The organism is Gordonia sp. DT219, from assembly GCF_049847065.1.
Classification (GTDB): domain Bacteria; phylum Actinomycetota; class Actinomycetes; order Mycobacteriales; family Mycobacteriaceae; genus Gordonia.
In genome coordinates this window covers 199,266-214,979 of sequence record NZ_JBNCNR010000002.1, presented here as the reverse complement: position 1 = coordinate 214,979, position 15,714 = coordinate 199,266, and the positions used below count along the sequence as shown (strand labels likewise).

14 protein-coding genes are annotated in these 15,714 nt (G+C 68.6%); 7 read left to right on the top strand and 7 right to left on the bottom strand.

What is annotated here, in order from left to right; all coding sequences use genetic code 11:
• Positions 1 to 7 precede the first annotated feature (7 nt).
• From ACPXB3_RS04385 to ACPXB3_RS04365, 5 genes are all read left to right on the top strand, one after another.
• Positions 8 to 1,723, top strand: a complete 1,716-nt coding sequence (locus tag ACPXB3_RS04385) for an alpha/beta hydrolase (protein ID WP_425726625.1) — start codon at positions 8 to 10, stop codon at positions 1,721 to 1,723.
• 90 nt (positions 1,724 to 1,813) lie between these two features.
• Complete coding sequence (gene idi / locus ACPXB3_RS04380; protein ID WP_425706141.1) at positions 1,814 to 2,377, top strand: isopentenyl-diphosphate Delta-isomerase; 564 nt, start codon at positions 1,814 to 1,816, stop codon at positions 2,375 to 2,377.
• Positions 2,374 to 3,273, top strand: coding sequence for a phytoene/squalene synthase family protein (locus ACPXB3_RS04375; RefSeq protein ID WP_425706140.1), 900 nt, complete (start codon positions 2,374 to 2,376; stop codon positions 3,271 to 3,273). Before idi ends, ACPXB3_RS04375 begins: the two co-directional genes overlap by 4 nt.
• A complete protein-coding gene (crtI, locus tag ACPXB3_RS04370; protein ID WP_425706139.1) occupies positions 3,270 to 4,865 on the top strand; it encodes a phytoene desaturase family protein in 1,596 nt (531 codons plus the stop codon). Before ACPXB3_RS04375 ends, crtI begins: the two co-directional genes overlap by 4 nt.
• 82 nt (positions 4,866 to 4,947) lie before the next feature.
• Positions 4,948 to 6,132, top strand: a complete 1,185-nt coding sequence (locus ACPXB3_RS04365) for an NAD(P)/FAD-dependent oxidoreductase (RefSeq protein ID WP_425706138.1) — start codon at positions 4,948 to 4,950, stop codon at positions 6,130 to 6,132.
• Between the two features lie 29 nt (positions 6,133 to 6,161).
• Here ACPXB3_RS04365 and ACPXB3_RS04360 read toward each other — a convergent pair whose 3' ends face one another.
• From ACPXB3_RS04360 to ACPXB3_RS04345, 4 genes are all read right to left on the bottom strand, one after another.
• Positions 6,162 to 7,541: an ABC transporter permease gene (locus tag ACPXB3_RS04360; RefSeq protein ID WP_425706137.1), complete on the bottom strand. Its 1,380-nt coding sequence runs from the start codon at positions 7,539 to 7,541 to the stop codon at positions 6,162 to 6,164.
• Entirely contained in the window at positions 7,538 to 8,293 is a 756-nt protein-coding gene (locus tag ACPXB3_RS04355; RefSeq protein ID WP_425706136.1) for an ABC transporter ATP-binding protein, read from the bottom strand. The genes ACPXB3_RS04360 and ACPXB3_RS04355 overlap by 4 nt, the downstream gene beginning before the upstream one ends.
• 116 nt (positions 8,294 to 8,409) lie before the next feature.
• Positions 8,410 to 9,051: a response regulator gene (locus ACPXB3_RS04350; RefSeq protein ID WP_425706135.1), complete on the bottom strand. Its 642-nt coding sequence runs from the start codon at positions 9,049 to 9,051 to the stop codon at positions 8,410 to 8,412.
• The gene (locus tag ACPXB3_RS04345) at positions 9,048 to 10,214 is read right to left on the bottom strand and encodes a sensor histidine kinase (protein WP_425706134.1); all 1,167 of its coding nucleotides are present in this window, start codon (positions 10,212 to 10,214) and stop codon (positions 9,048 to 9,050) included. The genes ACPXB3_RS04350 and ACPXB3_RS04345 overlap by 4 nt, the downstream gene beginning before the upstream one ends.
• Positions 10,215 to 10,272: 58 nt before the next feature.
• Here ACPXB3_RS04345 and ACPXB3_RS04340 point away from each other — a divergent pair, with 58 nt between their 5' ends.
• Positions 10,273 to 10,692 carry a hypothetical protein gene (locus tag ACPXB3_RS04340; RefSeq protein WP_425726623.1) on the top strand — a complete coding sequence of 140 codons (420 nt, stop codon included), beginning with the start codon at positions 10,273 to 10,275 and terminating at the stop codon, positions 10,690 to 10,692.
• 13 nt (positions 10,693 to 10,705) lie between these two features.
• Here ACPXB3_RS04340 and ACPXB3_RS04335 read toward each other — a convergent pair whose 3' ends face one another.
• Together ACPXB3_RS04335 and ACPXB3_RS04330 are read right to left on the bottom strand one after the other, a co-directional pair.
• Positions 10,706 to 11,824, bottom strand: coding sequence for a hypothetical protein (locus tag ACPXB3_RS04335; RefSeq protein WP_425726621.1), 1,119 nt, complete (start codon positions 11,822 to 11,824; stop codon positions 10,706 to 10,708).
• Positions 11,824 to 13,008, bottom strand: coding sequence for a phosphotransferase family protein (locus ACPXB3_RS04330; RefSeq protein WP_425726619.1), 1,185 nt, complete (start codon positions 13,006 to 13,008; stop codon positions 11,824 to 11,826). The genes ACPXB3_RS04335 and ACPXB3_RS04330 overlap by 1 nt, the downstream gene beginning before the upstream one ends.
• Before the next feature lie 39 nt (positions 13,009 to 13,047).
• Between ACPXB3_RS04330 and ACPXB3_RS04325 the strand changes: the two genes are divergently transcribed.
• Positions 13,048 to 13,662 carry a TetR/AcrR family transcriptional regulator gene (locus ACPXB3_RS04325; RefSeq protein WP_425726616.1) on the top strand — a complete coding sequence of 205 codons (615 nt, stop codon included), beginning with the start codon at positions 13,048 to 13,050 and terminating at the stop codon, positions 13,660 to 13,662.
• Between the two features lie 8 nt (positions 13,663 to 13,670).
• On the opposite strand, the gene ACPXB3_RS04320 is transcribed toward ACPXB3_RS04325, so the two are convergent.
• Positions 13,671 to 15,698, bottom strand: coding sequence for an OPT family oligopeptide transporter (locus ACPXB3_RS04320; RefSeq protein WP_425706129.1), 2,028 nt, complete (start codon positions 15,696 to 15,698; stop codon positions 13,671 to 13,673).
• Between the last annotated feature and the right edge of the window lie 16 nt (positions 15,699 to 15,714).

The window sequence follows — 15,714 nt, the reverse complement described above, 5'->3', positions numbered from 1 at the left end:
TGACACAGTGCCGGAGTCGAGCACGGCGGGGGAGACGGGCACGGTGGGGGCGAGCGTCGTCCGTTCCCGATGGTCGCGGGCCGGAGTCCTCGCGCTGGCCTATTGCCGGCGCATCAGTTTCTCCGGCCTGGTGGTGGGCACCGTGTTCCTGTGGCTCTCGGCGACGCCGTCGCTGCTGCCGCGCGGGCCCCTGTTCCAGGGCATCGTGAGCGGGGCGGCGGCCGCACTCGGGTACTGCCTCGGCGCATTCTTCGCCTGGCTCGCGCGATTCATGATCTCGCGCGGCCGGCGGTGGCCGTCCCCACCGTGGTACGTGTGGGCGGGCCTGGCGCTCGTGTTCGCCGTCGGCACGGCCGTCATGTTCTGGTGGTATTCGGAGTGGCAGACCGAGATTCGGTCGCTCATGCGGGTCGGGCAGCTGTCGTGGACGGCGTATCCGACCATCCTCGTCGTCGCGGTGATCGTGTTCGTGATCCTGATGGTGATCGGACAGCTGTGGGCCGCGCTGGTCGTCTGGGCGGTGTACAAGCTCAATCGCTTTGCACCACCTCGGATCTCGGCGGTGGCCGGGGTGACGGTGATCGTCTTGATCAGCGTGTTCATCCTCAACGGGGTGGTGGCCAATTACTCGATGAAGTGGCTCAACGCCTCGTTTGCCGCCGCCAACGACGAGACCGACCCGACGACCAACCCGCCCGCGACGGCCCTGCGATCGGGCGGACCGGAATCGTTGGTCAGCTGGGCGTCGCTCGGGCGTGAGGGCCGGAAATTCGTCGCGAACGGTCCTGGTACGCAACAGCTTTCGGAGTTCAACGGGACGCCCGCGACGGAACCGATCCGTGCCTTCGTCGGTCTCGGGTCGGGGGACGACCTGCGGGCGAATGCCGCACTGGCCGCCGACGAATTGGTCCGGGCCGGCGGGCTGAATCGGGCGGTGGTGGCGATCGGGTCGGCGACCGGATCGGGCTGGCTGAACAAGTCCACCGTCGACTCGCTGGAATACATGTACAACGGCAACGTGGCGACTGTCTCGATGCAGTACTCGTATCTGCCGAGCTGGTTGTCATTCCTCGTCGACAGCGAACGAGCCAGGCAGGCAGGCAGCGCACTGTTCGAGGCGGTCGATGCTCGCATCCGGGCGCTGCCGGAGGGTCGGCGACCCAAGGTCGTGGTGTTCGGCGAGAGCCTGGGGTCGTTCGGTGCCGAGGCCGCGTTCGGCACGGTGCCGACCGTCGTCGCCCGTACCGACGGCGCGCTGTTCGTCGGACCGACGTTCAACAACCGGCTGTGGAGCGACGCCACCGCCGAGCGCGATGCGGGCTCACCACAGGTGCTGCCCATCTACGACGGTGGGCAGCACGTCCGCTTCATCGCCGATGCCGCAGATCTCGACCGCCCGGCGGCGCCGTGGGCCGACCCGCACATCGTGTACCTGCAGCATGCCTCGGATCCGATCGCCTGGTGGTCGCCGAGGCTCATCCTCAACGAGCCGGACTGGCTCAAGGAAGCACACGGACGCGACGTGCTCGGCGCGATGACGTGGATTCCGTTCGTCACGTTCTTGCAGGTGTCGGCGGATATGGCGGTCTCGATCGACGTGCCGGACGGGCACGGCCACAACTACCTGTCGGCGATCCCGTCGTCATGGGCGAGCATCCTGCAACCACCGGGGTGGACACCCGAGAAGACCCAGCGACTGCTGCCGCTGCTGCACCGCGACTGAGGTGGCCGGGCCCACCGGAATTGGCGCCGGCGCGCACGTGCTGTTGGCTGGAGGCAGCAAGTGGCGACCGAGCACGGGAGTAGAGCGCACATGACCGAGGACCGCAGCGAGGACCTGGTGGTGCTCGTCGAGCCCGACGGCACGCCGTGCGGAACTGCCGACCGGCTGTCGGTGCATACGGCTGCCACTCCGCTGCACCTCGCGTTCTCGTGCCACCTCGTCGAGGCGGGCCGGCTGCTCATGACCCGGCGTGCGTTGGCCAAGAAGACATGGCCGGGCGTGTGGACCAACTCCTTCTGTGGTCATCCACGTCCCGGGGAGAGCGTCGAGGCCGCGGTACATCGCTATGCGCAGCGGGAACTCGGCCTGCGCCTGACCGATGTGCGCTGCGTGCTGCCCGACTTCCGCTACCGTGCCGTCGACGCCGGCGGCGTGGTCGAGAACGAGGTGTGTCCGGTGTTCGTGGCCCGCCCGGCCGGAGCGGTGCGGCCCGATCCCGACGAGGTCATGGATGTGGCGTGGACGGGTATCGACGACGTCTGGTCGGCGGCCCGGCACACTCCGTGGTTGTTGAGTCCGTGGTTCGTCGACCAGGTACATGCGCTCGGGACCGGACCGGACCCCTATCGCGGGCATGACCGGGACCCGTCGTGAGATACCGCACCACGGCCGGGGCGCATCGGCTCTACGACGACGTCGCCGAGGCCAGCGCCGACCTGGTGATCCGGCGGTACTCGTCGTCGTTCGGGCTGGCGTCGCGGCTGCTGGCCGGACGCGAACGCCGGGAAATACGCAACGTCTACGCGCTGGCCCGCCTGGCCGACGAGATCGTCGACGCGCCGCGTCCCGGGCACGATCCGGCGCGGCTGCGGAGCGCGCTCGATCAGCTCGAAGCCGAGACAGTCGCGGCGCTCGGCACCGGGACGAGCACGAACCTGCTGGTGCATGCGTTCGCCCGCACCGCCCGCCGGGTGGGTATCGACGCGTCCCTGACCGGCCCGTTCTTCGCATCCATGCGCACCGACCTGGACCACAGCGTCCACGACGAGCAGAGCCTGGCCGCCTACATCTACGGATCGGCCGAGGTCGTGGGCCTGATGTGCCTGCGGGTGTTCGTCGCCGACCTCCCCGGCCGCGATGCCCGGTACGAGGCGCTGGGTGACGGCGCACGCCGGCTCGGGGCCGCCTTCCAGAAGGTCAATTTCTTGCGCGACCTCGGCGTCGACGACGGCGAACTCGGCCGGCGCTACCTGACCGGGCTCGACCCGCGTGCGCCGAGTGCTGCGGCATGGCGGGCATGGCTCGACGAGATCGACGCCGACCTCGCCGCGGCCGCAGCCATGATCCCCGAACTGCCCCGCCAGTCGCGGGTCGCCGTGTGTGTCGCCCACGATCTGTTCGCCGACCTGTCGGCACGGCTGCGGCGGACCCCGCCCGAGGTGGCGGTCACCCGCCGCGTGCGGGTGCCGGCGCCCGCCAAGATGCGTATCGCCGTGGCCGCGGTCCGCAGGCGTGGCCGCCCGGGCACTGTCGACGCGGTGACCCGATGAGCGGTGCGCAGCGGGTGGTCATCATCGGCGGCGGGGTGGCCGGGTTGGCGACCGCGGCGCTGCTGGCCGCCGACGGCCACGACGTCGACGTCGTCGAGAAGAACCCCGAGCCGGGCGGTCGCGCCGGACGCTGGGAACGTGACGGCTTCCGCTTCGACACCGGCCCGTCGTGGTGGCTGATGCCCGAGGTCTTCGACCACTTCTTCGCGCTACTGGGCACCTCCACCGAGGCACACCTGGATCTGACGCGCCTCGAGCCGGGCTATCGGGTGTTCTTCGAAGACGACGGGGAGGGCGAGGGCACGGCGGAGTCGGTCGACGTGTCCGGCGATCGCGCCCGCAATCGCGAGATGTTCGAGCGGATCGAACCCGGAGCCGGTGCCGTCTTCGACAAATACCTGGAGTCGGCCCAAGACACCTACGACGTCGCGGTGCGGCGCTTTCTCTACACCAACTTCGAGTCGCCGGCCGCCTTCGCCGGCGCCGAATTGTTGCGCCGGGTACCGCTGTTGGCGCGCTTGCTCACCGAGAGTCTGGAGCATTTCGCCGCCCGGCACTTTCGCGACCGCAGGCTGCGACAGATCCTCGGCTATCCGTCGGTGTTCCTCGGGGCCAGTCCGGAACGGGCGCCGGCGATGTATCACCTGATGAGTTGGCTCGACCTCGACGACGGGGTGCGATACCCGCAGGGCGGATTCGCCCGGTTCGTCGACGCGCTCGTCGAGGTGGCGCGCGAGCAAGGCGCCCGATTACACACGGACACAACGGCTGTCGAGATCTGCACGCGGGGCCTTCGCCGGCGAGCGCCGATCGGCCGGCGCGCCGCGGTCACCGGCGTCCGCGTGCTCGGGCCCGACGGCACCGAGACCACGATGCCCGCCGACGTCGTGATCGGCGCAGCGGATCTGCATCACCTCGAAACCCGGTTGCTGCCAAAGCCTTTACAGACCTTCGGCCAACGGTGGTGGAATCGGCGGACCTCCGGACCTGGAGCGGTGCTGGTGCTGCTCGGGGTGCGCGGCGAGTTGCCGCAACTGGCGCATCATTCCCTGTTTTTCACCGCGGACTGGCACGACAACTTCGATGCGATCTTCACCGAACCCACCCGGGTTCCCGACCCGGCGTCGCTGTACGTGTGCCGGCCGTCGGCCACCGATGATTCGGTCGCTCCCGCCGACCACGAGAATCTGTTTGTGCTGATACCGGTTCCACCGGATCCCGAACTGGGACGCGGTGGGCCGGACGGATCCGGTGACCCGGTGATCGAGCAGATCGCCGACCGCGCCATCGACCTCGTCGCCGACTGGGCGGGCATCGGCGACCTCGCCGACCGGATCGTCCTGCGGCGCACCATCGGTCCCGCCGACTTCGTCGCCGACGTCAACTCGTGGTCCGGTGGTGCACTCGGGCCGGCGCACACGTTGCGGCAGAGTGCTTTTCTGCGTGCCACCAACCGCTCCCGCAAGGTCGACGGCCTCTACTACGCGGGTGCCTCCACCCGTCCGGGGATCGGTCTGCCGATGTGCCTGATCAGCGCCGAGCTGATCCGCAAACGGTTGCGGGGTGACCGGTCCACCGGCCCGTCGGATTAAGCCGCGGTTCGCGCGTATATCGGAATGGTCCGCGCGCCGCGGGTACGGTGGAACGCGTCCCCTCCAGGAAGGCAGGAACGCCATGACCTCAGTTGTGATCGTCGGCGGCGGCCTGGCGGGAGCCAAGACCGCCGAGGCATTGCGTCAACAGGATTTCGACGGTGACGTGGTGCTGATCGGGGCGGAGAACCGGCTCCCCTACGAGCGGCCACCGCTGTCCAAAGACTTCCTCGCCGGCACCAAGAAGCCCGACGAGTTCACCGTGCACGACGCCGACTGGTATCGCGACAACAAGATAGACCTGCGCCCGGGTACCACCGTCGAACGCATCGACGCCGCGGCGAAAACCGTTGCGCTGCCCGATGGATCGACCCTCGGTTACGACAAGCTGGTGCTTGCCACCGGGTCGTCCTCACGACATCTGGATCTCCCCGGCGCCGACGCCGCCCACGTGCACTATCTGCGCACGCTCGACGACGCACATGCCTTGGATGACGACGTCGGGCCGGGCCGTCGGCTGGCGATCATCGGTGGCGGCTGGATCGGGCTGGAGGTGGCTGCCTCGGCACGCGGACGCGGCGCGGAGGTCACCGTGCTGGAGGCCGGCGAACTGCCGCTGCTGCGGGTGCTGGGCGCGCAGGTGGCCGAGGTGTTCGCGGGCCTACATCGTGAACACGGTGTCGACATACGCACCAACGCGCAGGTCGAGGAGATCCTCGTCGACGCGGGGGTGGCGACCGGCATCCGGCTCGGCGACGGCGCCACCATCGACGCCGACGCCGTGCTCGTCGCCGCCGGTGCGGTCCCGGCACTCGGTCCGGCCCGATCGGCGGGACTCGACATCGACGGCGGCGGAGTCCTCGTCGACGCCGGGCTGCGCAGCAGCGATCCCGACATCTTCGTCGTCGGCGACATCGTGAACGCGGCGCACCCGATTCTGAAGCGGCGGGTACGCACCGAGCACTGGGCCAACGCACTCAATCAGCCGGCCGTTGCGGCCGCGAATGTGCTTGGCGGAGCAGAGCAATACACCAATCTGCCGTACTTCTTCACCGACCAGTTCGACCTCGGCATGGAGTACACCGGGCTGGCCGGCCCCGACGACGAGGTCGTGCTGCGTGGTGATGTCGCCGGTCGCGAATTCGTCGCCTACTGGGTCGGCGAGGACGGTCGCGTGCTGGCCGGGATGCAGGTCAACATCTGGGATCAGCTCGACAACATCAAGGCGCTGATCACCGCCGGTGATCCCGTGCCACCCGAACGGTAGGCATTCCAAGCGGTTTCCGAGAGAGATGTCTACCGCTGTGCGCCGATCCGGAGCGCCTCGACCGGGCTGACCGCCACCGCCCGACGGCTCGGCGGCAGGGCGGCGACGAGCGCGAGGCCGACGGTCCCGACGACGATCGCTACCAGGGCTGGCCAGGGCAGTCCGATCGGCACGCCCGACGTCAACGCCCCGACCAGGGACTGGCTGCCGAGGGTCCCGAACAGTATCCCGAGGAGCAGGCCGGTGGCGACCGCGGTACCCGACATGGCCAGTGATTCGCGGAAGATCATCGAACGTACCTGCCGCGCAGTGAATCCCATGGTGCGCAGCATGCCGATCTCCGCGGTCCGGCCGATCACGGTGAGCGACATCGTCGAGACGAAGCCGACGGCGGAGACGACCACCGAGATCGCGACCACGGCAAGGAGAATCGCGGTCATCACGGCCAGGGTTTCTCGGGTGGCAGCGGCGTTTGCGGGGGTCAGGTCCCACTCGTCGACCGATCGTGACACCGAGGTCATGCCGGATGCGATGGTGGTGACGAGGGTGACGCCGATCAGCAGGCCCAGCACCGAGCGGGTGGTGCGGTGTGGATCGCCGACCGCGTTCTTGCGTGCGACCGCCGACGCCGCGCTGCCGCCGAGCAGGCGCCCGCCCAGCCGCACCAGGGTCGGCACGATCAGTTGGGCGCCGACCAGTGCGCCCACGGAAACCGTTGCGGCGCCGAGAAATGCGACGACGAAGCCGATCAGGTTCCCATGTTCGCCCAAGACAGCAGCCAGGGCGAGCAGTGCGCCGCCGGCGAGAGCTGCCACGACCGCGAAGACACGTCGCCCGGCGCCGACCCGACCGAGCACCGGCGCCGCGGCGAACCCGGCGAGCGTGGCGCGGGTTCCGGCGCGGGCGGCGATGGCGCCGGTCACCACCACGGCGGCAACCGCCACGAGGACTCCGGGTGGCAACATCCGGTAGCCGCCGTGCGCCAGCGTGCCGTTGTGTACCAGAATGATTCGGGTGATGTCGCCGCCGATCGTGCCGAGCACCGCACCGCCGACGGCACCGAGGGCCGCGACGAGCACGACGGCGCGGGTGATGCTCGCGCGCAGTTGTGCCGAGGTCGCGCCGACGAGCCGCAACAACCGTAGCCGGTTGCGGCGTCCGGCGATGACGGTGCCGACGCCATTGCTGATGACGATCCCCGACACGAACAGGGCGATAAGGATGAAGACGTCGGCGACGACGTCGAGCAGCCTTCCCGGCGACCCGCCCTTGTGGACGGCGTACACCGACAGCATGTCCGATGCGGTCATCAGGGCGGCGCCGTACGCGGCCGAGAGCGCCGAAACCACCCCGACGGTGGCCAATTCGCGCAGTGAGCCGATGGTCAGCCGCGTGGCGGTGGCCCTCATGCCGGCGTCTCCTGCAGGTCGATGAGGAGCCGGGAGATCTCGCGCGGATCCAGACCCCGATATTCGCCGACGATCCGGCCGTCGGCGAGCAGGACGATCCGGTCGGCGTGCGACGCGGCGACCGGATCATGGGTGACCATCGCGATGCCCTGCCCGTACTCGCGGGCTGCCGCGGTCAACAGCGCCAACACCTCTCGCCCGGTACGGGTGTCGAGGGCCCCGGTAGGTTCGTCGGCGAGGATGATCGTCGGATGCGGGGCGAGTGCACGCGCGATCGCGACGCGCTGCTGCTGTCCGCCGGACAGTTCCGCGGGCAGATGGCCGAGCCGGTCACCGAGCCCGAGCGTGGTGATGAGGTGGGCGATCCAGGCCTGCTGTCGGTCATCGGGGCGGATGCCGGCGAGCACGAACGGCAGCCGGATGTTCTCGTCGGCGGTCAACGTGGGGATCAGGTTGAACGACTGGAAGACGAACCCGATGTTGTTGCGGCGCAGCAATGTGCGCGCGGTGTCGTCGAGGCCGGCGAGCGGGGTACCGCCCAGCCAGATCTGACCCGAGCTGATCTCGTCGAGTCCGGCGATGGCGTTCATCAGGGTCGACTTGCCGGACCCGGACGGACCCATGATCGCGGTGAACTCGCCGCGGTACAGGTTCAGGGTCACGTTGCGCAGGGCGTGTACGCGGGCGGCGTCGGCGCCGTAGGTCAGTGACACGTCATGCAGGACGACGGCAGGTGCGGGAGGGGGCGTCATGGTTGCGACGCTACGGGCGGCGACGGCGCCGGTCGTCGGTCGCGGTGACCGACTTCGGTCCGTCCCGAGGTGCAGGCCACTACATCCGTGGATGTACCGGGCCGGGCCGGATTCGGTCAGACCAGTCCGTGGTCGTAGGCGTAGACGACCAGCTGAACCCGGTCGCGCAGCGCCAGTTTGGTGAGAATCCGGGAGATGTGGGTCTTGACGGTGGCCTCCGACAGCACCTCGGCGGCGGCGATCTCGGCATTCGACAGTCCGCGTGCGGCGCGCAGGAGGATCTCGCGTTCACGTGGGGTCAGCTGTTGATATTCGGGCCCGGGTTCGCCGGCCCGGGGCCGATGTGTCTCGAAGAGCCGCCGGGTCGCCGACGCGGCGACCACCTGGCTGCCGTCGCACACCGCGCGGATCGCGGCGAGCAGGAACTCTGGCTGCGCATCCTTGAGGACGAAGCCGCTCGCACCGGCGGCGATCGCCGACGCGGCCGCCTCGTCGGTGTCGAAGGTGGTCAACACCAACACCTTCGGTGCCGCGTCACCGAGTTCGGCGAGCAGGTCACCGGTGGCCGTGATGCCGTCGATGCCCGGCATCCGCACGTCCATCAGGACGATGTCGGGCCGGGTGGTGGCCGCGACTCCGGCCAGTCCGATCGCCGAGGATTCCTGGGCCACCACGATCATGTCGGACTGGCTCTCGACGATCATCGCGATACCACCACGGAACAACGGCTGATCGTCGACGAGCGCGATGCGGATCATCGGGTGCGCACCTCCTGGGCTGCGGGAACGTCCAATTCGACCAGCCAGCCGCCGTCGCTGTCGCCGGTGCTGCGGAGCCGTCCGCCGACCTGCGCGGCACGTTCGGCGAGGCCGGCCAGTCCGTGTCCGGCACCGCCAGGAGCCAACGGGTTGTCCGACAAGGCATTCCACACGGAGATCCGGCATCCCGTGGTCCAGTCCAGCCGGACGACGACGGGACGGGCGAGATCACCGTACTTGAGGGCGTTGGTCAACGCCTCGCCCAGCACCTGGTCGGCGACACGCGCGATCAGGGGATCGGCGTCAGCCGCACTGCCGGTCTCGCGGCTGTCGATGGTCATCCCGGCGCCGCGCATCCGCTCGAAGATGCCGGCCCGATCCGACCGCGACACCGACGACGCGTCCTCGCTGCGCAACTGCTCGAGAAGGGTGCGGACGTCGCCGAGCGCCTCACGTGCGGTGCCGGCGATGACACCCAACGCATCCCGTGCGGCCGCCGGGTCGGCGTCCATACGCAGCCGGGCGCCCTCGGCCTGCGCGACGACCACGGTCAGCGAGTGCGCCACCACGTCGTGCATGTCGCGCGCGAGCCGGGTGCGTTCGGTCTGTTCGTCGTACAGGTCGAGCAGGCGTCGCCGTTCGAGCTCGGCGACGGTCTCGGCCACCGCCACCTGAGCGACGATGCGCCGCTGGTGGCGGATGAAGCCGAAGGCCCAGCCGCCGATGACCACGACCGCGGCGCCGGCGAATCCGAAGACGGCAATGGCGATCGGCTTTCCGGCCGCGTCGGCATATGCGCGTGGGAACTCCCAGCCGGCGAGCACACTCCCGACGACGGCCACCGCCAGGGAGCCGAACCGCACGCGCCGATCGGGATGCCCGCCGACGGTGGCGAACAGCGGAAAGTATGCCAGTGCGGCCAGCACCGCGACCTGGTCGGCGGCGACCTGCACGACGGCCGAGGCCAGCGTGAGCGCGATCATCGCGCTGGGTGCCACCCGCCGCAGGGCGAGTGCGAGGGTCACCAGGACCGCGGCGGCGGTCGCCGCGCCGGACTGGACGAGGTGGACCGGGATGGCGACGGCGCCGAAGACGACCGCGGCGCCGACGTCGACGAGAAGTCCCCGCCGCGTCAGGGTGCCGGTGCGGAGCCGATCGCGCATGCGACGATGATCGCATGCTGCCAGGTGTTCACGAACGAACCGCCCGATCGGTGACGCGATGAATCTCGACGCCGCGGTCGTCCTGTTCGTCGCGGGACTGATCTTTCTGCTCGCACTCGTACTGGGGGTGTGGAAGTACCGCCAGATGATGACCGCATCGGATCATCTCGCGCATCCGTACGTCGACATCGCCCACCGCGCCGCCCTGATGTACTCGTTCGCGACGGCTCTGCTGGCGGCGCTCGTGCAGTTCAGTGCGTGGCCGGCGTGGCTGAACCTCGTGGCCGCCGGAGTCCCGATCGTGTTCTTCGTCGGAGCCATCCTCACCTACATCGAACACGGATTCCGCCGCGACACCACCAACCAGTTCGCCCATCCGACGTCCGGGCTACGCACCTCGATGATCGCTCTCATCGTGGGCGAGATCGGCGGAACCGCAGTGCTTCTCGTCGGTTTCGCGGTGGGCGCATTCACCTGAGCGATATCCGCGACTACGGCGCGACCGAGAGCCAGTCGGCGAAGCCGGACGGATCGTGGCGGCCGAGCGCACCGTGTTCGAACAGTCCCCATCCCTCGCGGGTGGTGCCGTCGGCTTCTCGCAGAACCGCCCGGCCGACGTGATCGATCACCCCGAACGGGATACGGCCGGCGACAGCGGGATCGGCGAGATCGTAGGTGCGTCGCTCGGTGAAGTCCGCGCCCTTCCACAGTCCGTGCGTCCAGTCGGGATCGCCGCCATAGCCACCGCCCACGTGGATCGGTGCGGCCAGCAGCGAGCTGACGTCGAGATGTAGTGGGCCGCCGGTGGCGTCGGTCATGTCGATGGACGCGCCGGTGGGAATCCGGGTGCCCGACCGGTAGTCCACCGCGATGCGTGGCCAGCCCAGCTGCTCCACGCGACCGTCCTTCCAGACGCGGCTGCAATCGTTGAGGGAGCGGAACCCGTCCGGGGCCTCCTGCACGATGAGCACGAGTTGGAAATCGTCGAACGCCATCGGGATGTAGGTCCACCACATTCCCTCGAATGGCGGATCGGCCGGCCGCCCCGCGGGTTCCGGCTCGCCGACCGGTCGGATACCCCACGAGCGGTCCCGCGACCCGATCCAGGTTGCGGGATCGACGGCGATCTCCTCGCCGTCGATCACCAGATGTCCCTGCCAACTGCCGAGCTGCGCAAAACGCTGGGCGTCCAACGTGATCCGCTGCCCGGTGCGCATCACATGCGGCATCTCCTGCAGCGCGTCGAACAGTCCGGTGAAACTCAGGTCGGCGGCGATACCGTCGATCTCGTCCAATGTGATCCGGAGTGAGCGCAGTGGTTCGCTCACCTCGACCCGGTAGCCACCGACATGCTGGTGGAGCCGATCGTTGTCGATGGCATCCGACAGATGGACCGCGGTGTGTGTGGTGCCGCCGCGGTTGACGAGGACGAACGCATCCTTGACCCCGAGGTTGGGGTAGTAGCCGATGCCGGTGATGACGAAGATCTCGCCGGTGCGGTCGTGGGCGTTGAAATACGATCGGTCGTAGAAGTTGCGGTCGGAGGTGCCCGGCCACGCGATGGGCGCGGCGGTCTGGTGGACCGGGAATTCGTCTGTGGGGCCGAGCATTACGGTCCTTCCGTGAGGAGTCGTTCGAGGAGTGTGCGGTGATAGAACAGCTCGGCGTCGACGTCGGCGGGCCGGGGGATCTCGCCGAAGTGCACGCGACGGGCGCCGGCGCGCATGAAGACGCAGCACCAGACGACGCCCGCGAACACCGAGAACCAGCGCAGGTCACCGAGTTCGACGCCGGTCAGTTCGCGATAGGTGGCGCGCACGTCGTCCTCGCGCAGGAACTCGGGCATCCCCGGCAGTCCGGCCAATCCGCACAGCTCCTGAAAGACCTGATGCGCGAAGATCATCCACGAGACGTCGAGTTCTCGCGGGCCGATGGTCGCCATCTCCCAGTCGAGGATCGCCGCGGGCATGAAATCTTGATAGATCACGTTGCCGATCCGGGCGTCACCCCAGGTCAGCACCGACTCGCCGGCCGCCGCCTCGGTCGGAAAATTCTCGTCCAGCCAGCGCAGCGCATGATCGACCAGCGGCGAGGAGCCGATCGCGGCCGCCGACGACCGGTACCACTGCGACAGCCACGCGAGCTGACTGCGTAGATCGGAGTCGCCGGCCGGCCGGCCCTCCCGGAGGTATCCGAACGTGCCCGGGGCGTCGGGGATCGCGTGCAGACGTGCGACGAGTTCGATGCTGGAATCCTGCAGGGCGCGTTGCTGTTCGGGACTCGCGTCGAAGAGCCAGTTGTCGCCGAAGGTGTAGGGCATGACGTCGGGTGGGACGAGACCCTCGACGCGATCCATGAGGAAGAACGGGGATCCGAGGACGCTGCCGGTCGGTTCGAGCCACCGCACCCGCGGGATCGGTAGCCCGGTGGCCTGCGCCGCGGTGCGCATCGTCTTGTATTGATGGTCGAGGCGGTAGGTGTCGAAGACGGGGATGTCCTCGGGCCGGGGGGCCATGCGCATGACCCACCGCTCGTCGGCCGGCGCTCGGCCGTCGGCCCAGTTCGCGTCGACCATGATCGTTTCCGACGACATCCCGTTGGCGTCGATACCGGCGTCGATCCGCAATCCGGGGCGGCCGCGGGAATTGTCCTCGTGTGCCGTGATCCAGTCCGCGAGAACCGTTGGGACCGTGGATGTGTCGCGCGCCGATCGCTGTAGTGGATCGACGTGGGCCTCGACCACCGGGGTGGTGGGACCGGTGGGGCGATCGTCGGTGGGTGCAGTCTCGACCATGGGCGGCCTCTCCGTTATTACGCTACGCTCAGTAGCGTTATGACAGCAGACGATCTGCCCGCCCGCAGCAGAATCCGAAAAACCGTGGGACGGCCGCGCGACGGCGGCATCGACACCGCAGTGATCGGTGCGGTCCGCGCATTGTTGGTGGAGGCCGGATATGCCGGAGTGACGGTCGCATGGGTGGCGCAGCGGGCCGGCACCACCAAGACGGCGATCTATCGGCGCTGGGAATCCAAACCCCATCTGATCCACGACGCCACCTTCGGCCGCTTCACCACCCTGGTGCCGCAGACCGGACCGCTCGCGGCGGACCTCGCCCAGATGGTCGACGAGGTGTGCGAGGTCTTCGGCAGTCCGGTCACCCGGGCCGCGCTACCGGGCCTGATCGCCGACATGGCCGCCGACCCGGTCGTGCACCAGCGGGTGCTCGACGGCTTCGCGAACGTCTTCGGCGGCGTGGCGCAGCGCCTCGAAGCGGCCCGGACCCGCGGCGAGATCCGAGATGGCGTCGACCCGGCCATCCTGATCGAAATGCTGGGCGGTGCAGCGATTTTGCACACGCTCACCTACGGCCGGCTCGACGACGGTTGGGGCGCGCGCATCCTCGCGCTACTCGAGGCTGCCGTCGTCGGTGACGTGCGCCGGGCCTGACGGCCGGGTCAGCGTTTGGGCGTGGGGGCAGTGGGAGTGGGAGAAGCGATGCGCTGGGCCCACTTGTACAACCCGACGACTATCAGGACGAAGAACACGATGCCCAGCCACTGGGCGTAGTCGGCGAAGCCGTCGCCGACGACGGCGAGCGCGCTGTCGTTGCCGGTGGCAGCCACGACGGCGGCGAAGACAACGCCGAACAGGCTCTCCCCGACGATGAGGCCGGTGGCCATGAGGACCCCGATCCGCTTCTTCTGCTCGACGTTGCCGCCCGAGCGGACCGCCCACTTGTTGTAGATCACCCCGGCGATCGCACCGAACGGGATGATCAGGGTCAGCGACATCGGCAGATACATCCCCATCCCGACGGCCAGCGGCGGCAACCGCAACCGGCCGGTGGTCTTGCCGAGTACCTCGTCGACGACGATGACGCCGACGCCGATCAGTGCGCCGATGCCGAGCAGCCCCCAATCCAGGGACCCGCCCAGCACACCTTTGGCCAGGGTGGAGAGCAGTTGGGCCTGCGGCGCCGACAGCGCGTCGCTCCCCGCGCCGGGGGTGCCGGCAAAACCGAAGGAGGAGTTCATCAGACCGAGGATCGGCGGGATGATCGCCGACCCGAACAGCACGCCGATGATGAGCGCGACCTGCTGCTTCCACGGGGTGGCGCCGACCAGTTGACCGGTCTTGAGGTCTTGGAGGTTGTCGTTGGAGATGGTGGCGACGCCGAAGACGATCGCCGTTGCGAAAAGGGTGTAGGCGATCAGCGCGTCGGTCTGATCGCCGGTGGCCGTGCCGTAGACGACCTTGATGACCACCGCGGCGATGATCACGGCCAGCACACCGACACCAGAGATGGGGCTGTTCGACGATCCGATCAGCCCGGCCATGTAGCCGCAGACGGCGGCGATCACCAATCCGATGACGACGACGAAGACGATCGTCACGGTGATGATGCCGCCCGCCGAGCCGGCGAGCGGCGTCGCAGAGGACCCGGACGCGGCCGTCTCGACGAAGTCCCAGAGCAGCAATCCGATCGGGATGAGCAGCGCGATGACAGCGGCGCCCACGTAGGCGATCGGGATATCGCGTTCGGTGATGTCGACGGTGACGCCCGCCCGTCGCGAGCGCGCCGAGGTGAGTGCGCCGGAGATTCCGGTGATGACCGGCCGCAGGATCTTGACGAGGGTCCACACGGCGGCGATCGCGATGGTGCCCGCGCCGATGAGCCGGACGTCCGAGGAGAAGACGGTGTCGATCACATCACCGATCGCCCCGGTGGATGCGGTGAAATCGCCCCACGAATAGATCGGCATGAGGACCAGGTAGGAGATGACGAGTCCCACGAGCATCGCGATGCCGACGGTGAGTCCGACGAGGTGCCCGACGCCGATGAGGGCCAGCGACAGGCTCGCACCGAACAAACTGCCGCCACTGCCGATCCGGTACACCGCCGTGACCGCGTCGGTGAAGATGCGCATCTTGGTCAGCAGTGCGAAGAGCGCGGCACCGACCGAACCGATGATGATCGCGAGCAGGCCCGCGCGGTTGCCCTCCGCGCCTTCCGAGGTCTCGCCGACCTTCAGGACCTCCGCTGCCGCAACACCTTCCGGGTAAGGCAGATCCGATCCGGTGACCAGGGCGCGGCGCAACGGGATGGAATACATCACGCCGAGGATGCCGCCGACCGCACACACCCCGACGGTGATCCAGTACGGGAAGCCGCTCCACCAGCCGATCATCACCAGGCCCGGGAGCACGAAGATGATCGCCGAGAGTGTGCCCGCCGCCGAGGCGATGGTCTGCACGATGTTGTTCTCGATGATCGAATGGTTGGCGAAGAACCGCAGGATCGCCATCGAGATGACCGCGGCCGGGATCGCAGTCGCGAACGTCAAACCCACCTTGAGGCCCAGATATACATTCGCCGCGGTGAACACCAAGGTGATCGCGCCGCCGAGAATGATGCCGCGCACCGTCAATTCGCGCAGGCCGGGGGACGGCGGTAACGGCGTCACAGTAGGAGAATCGGACATGTCGGTCTCTCCTTCG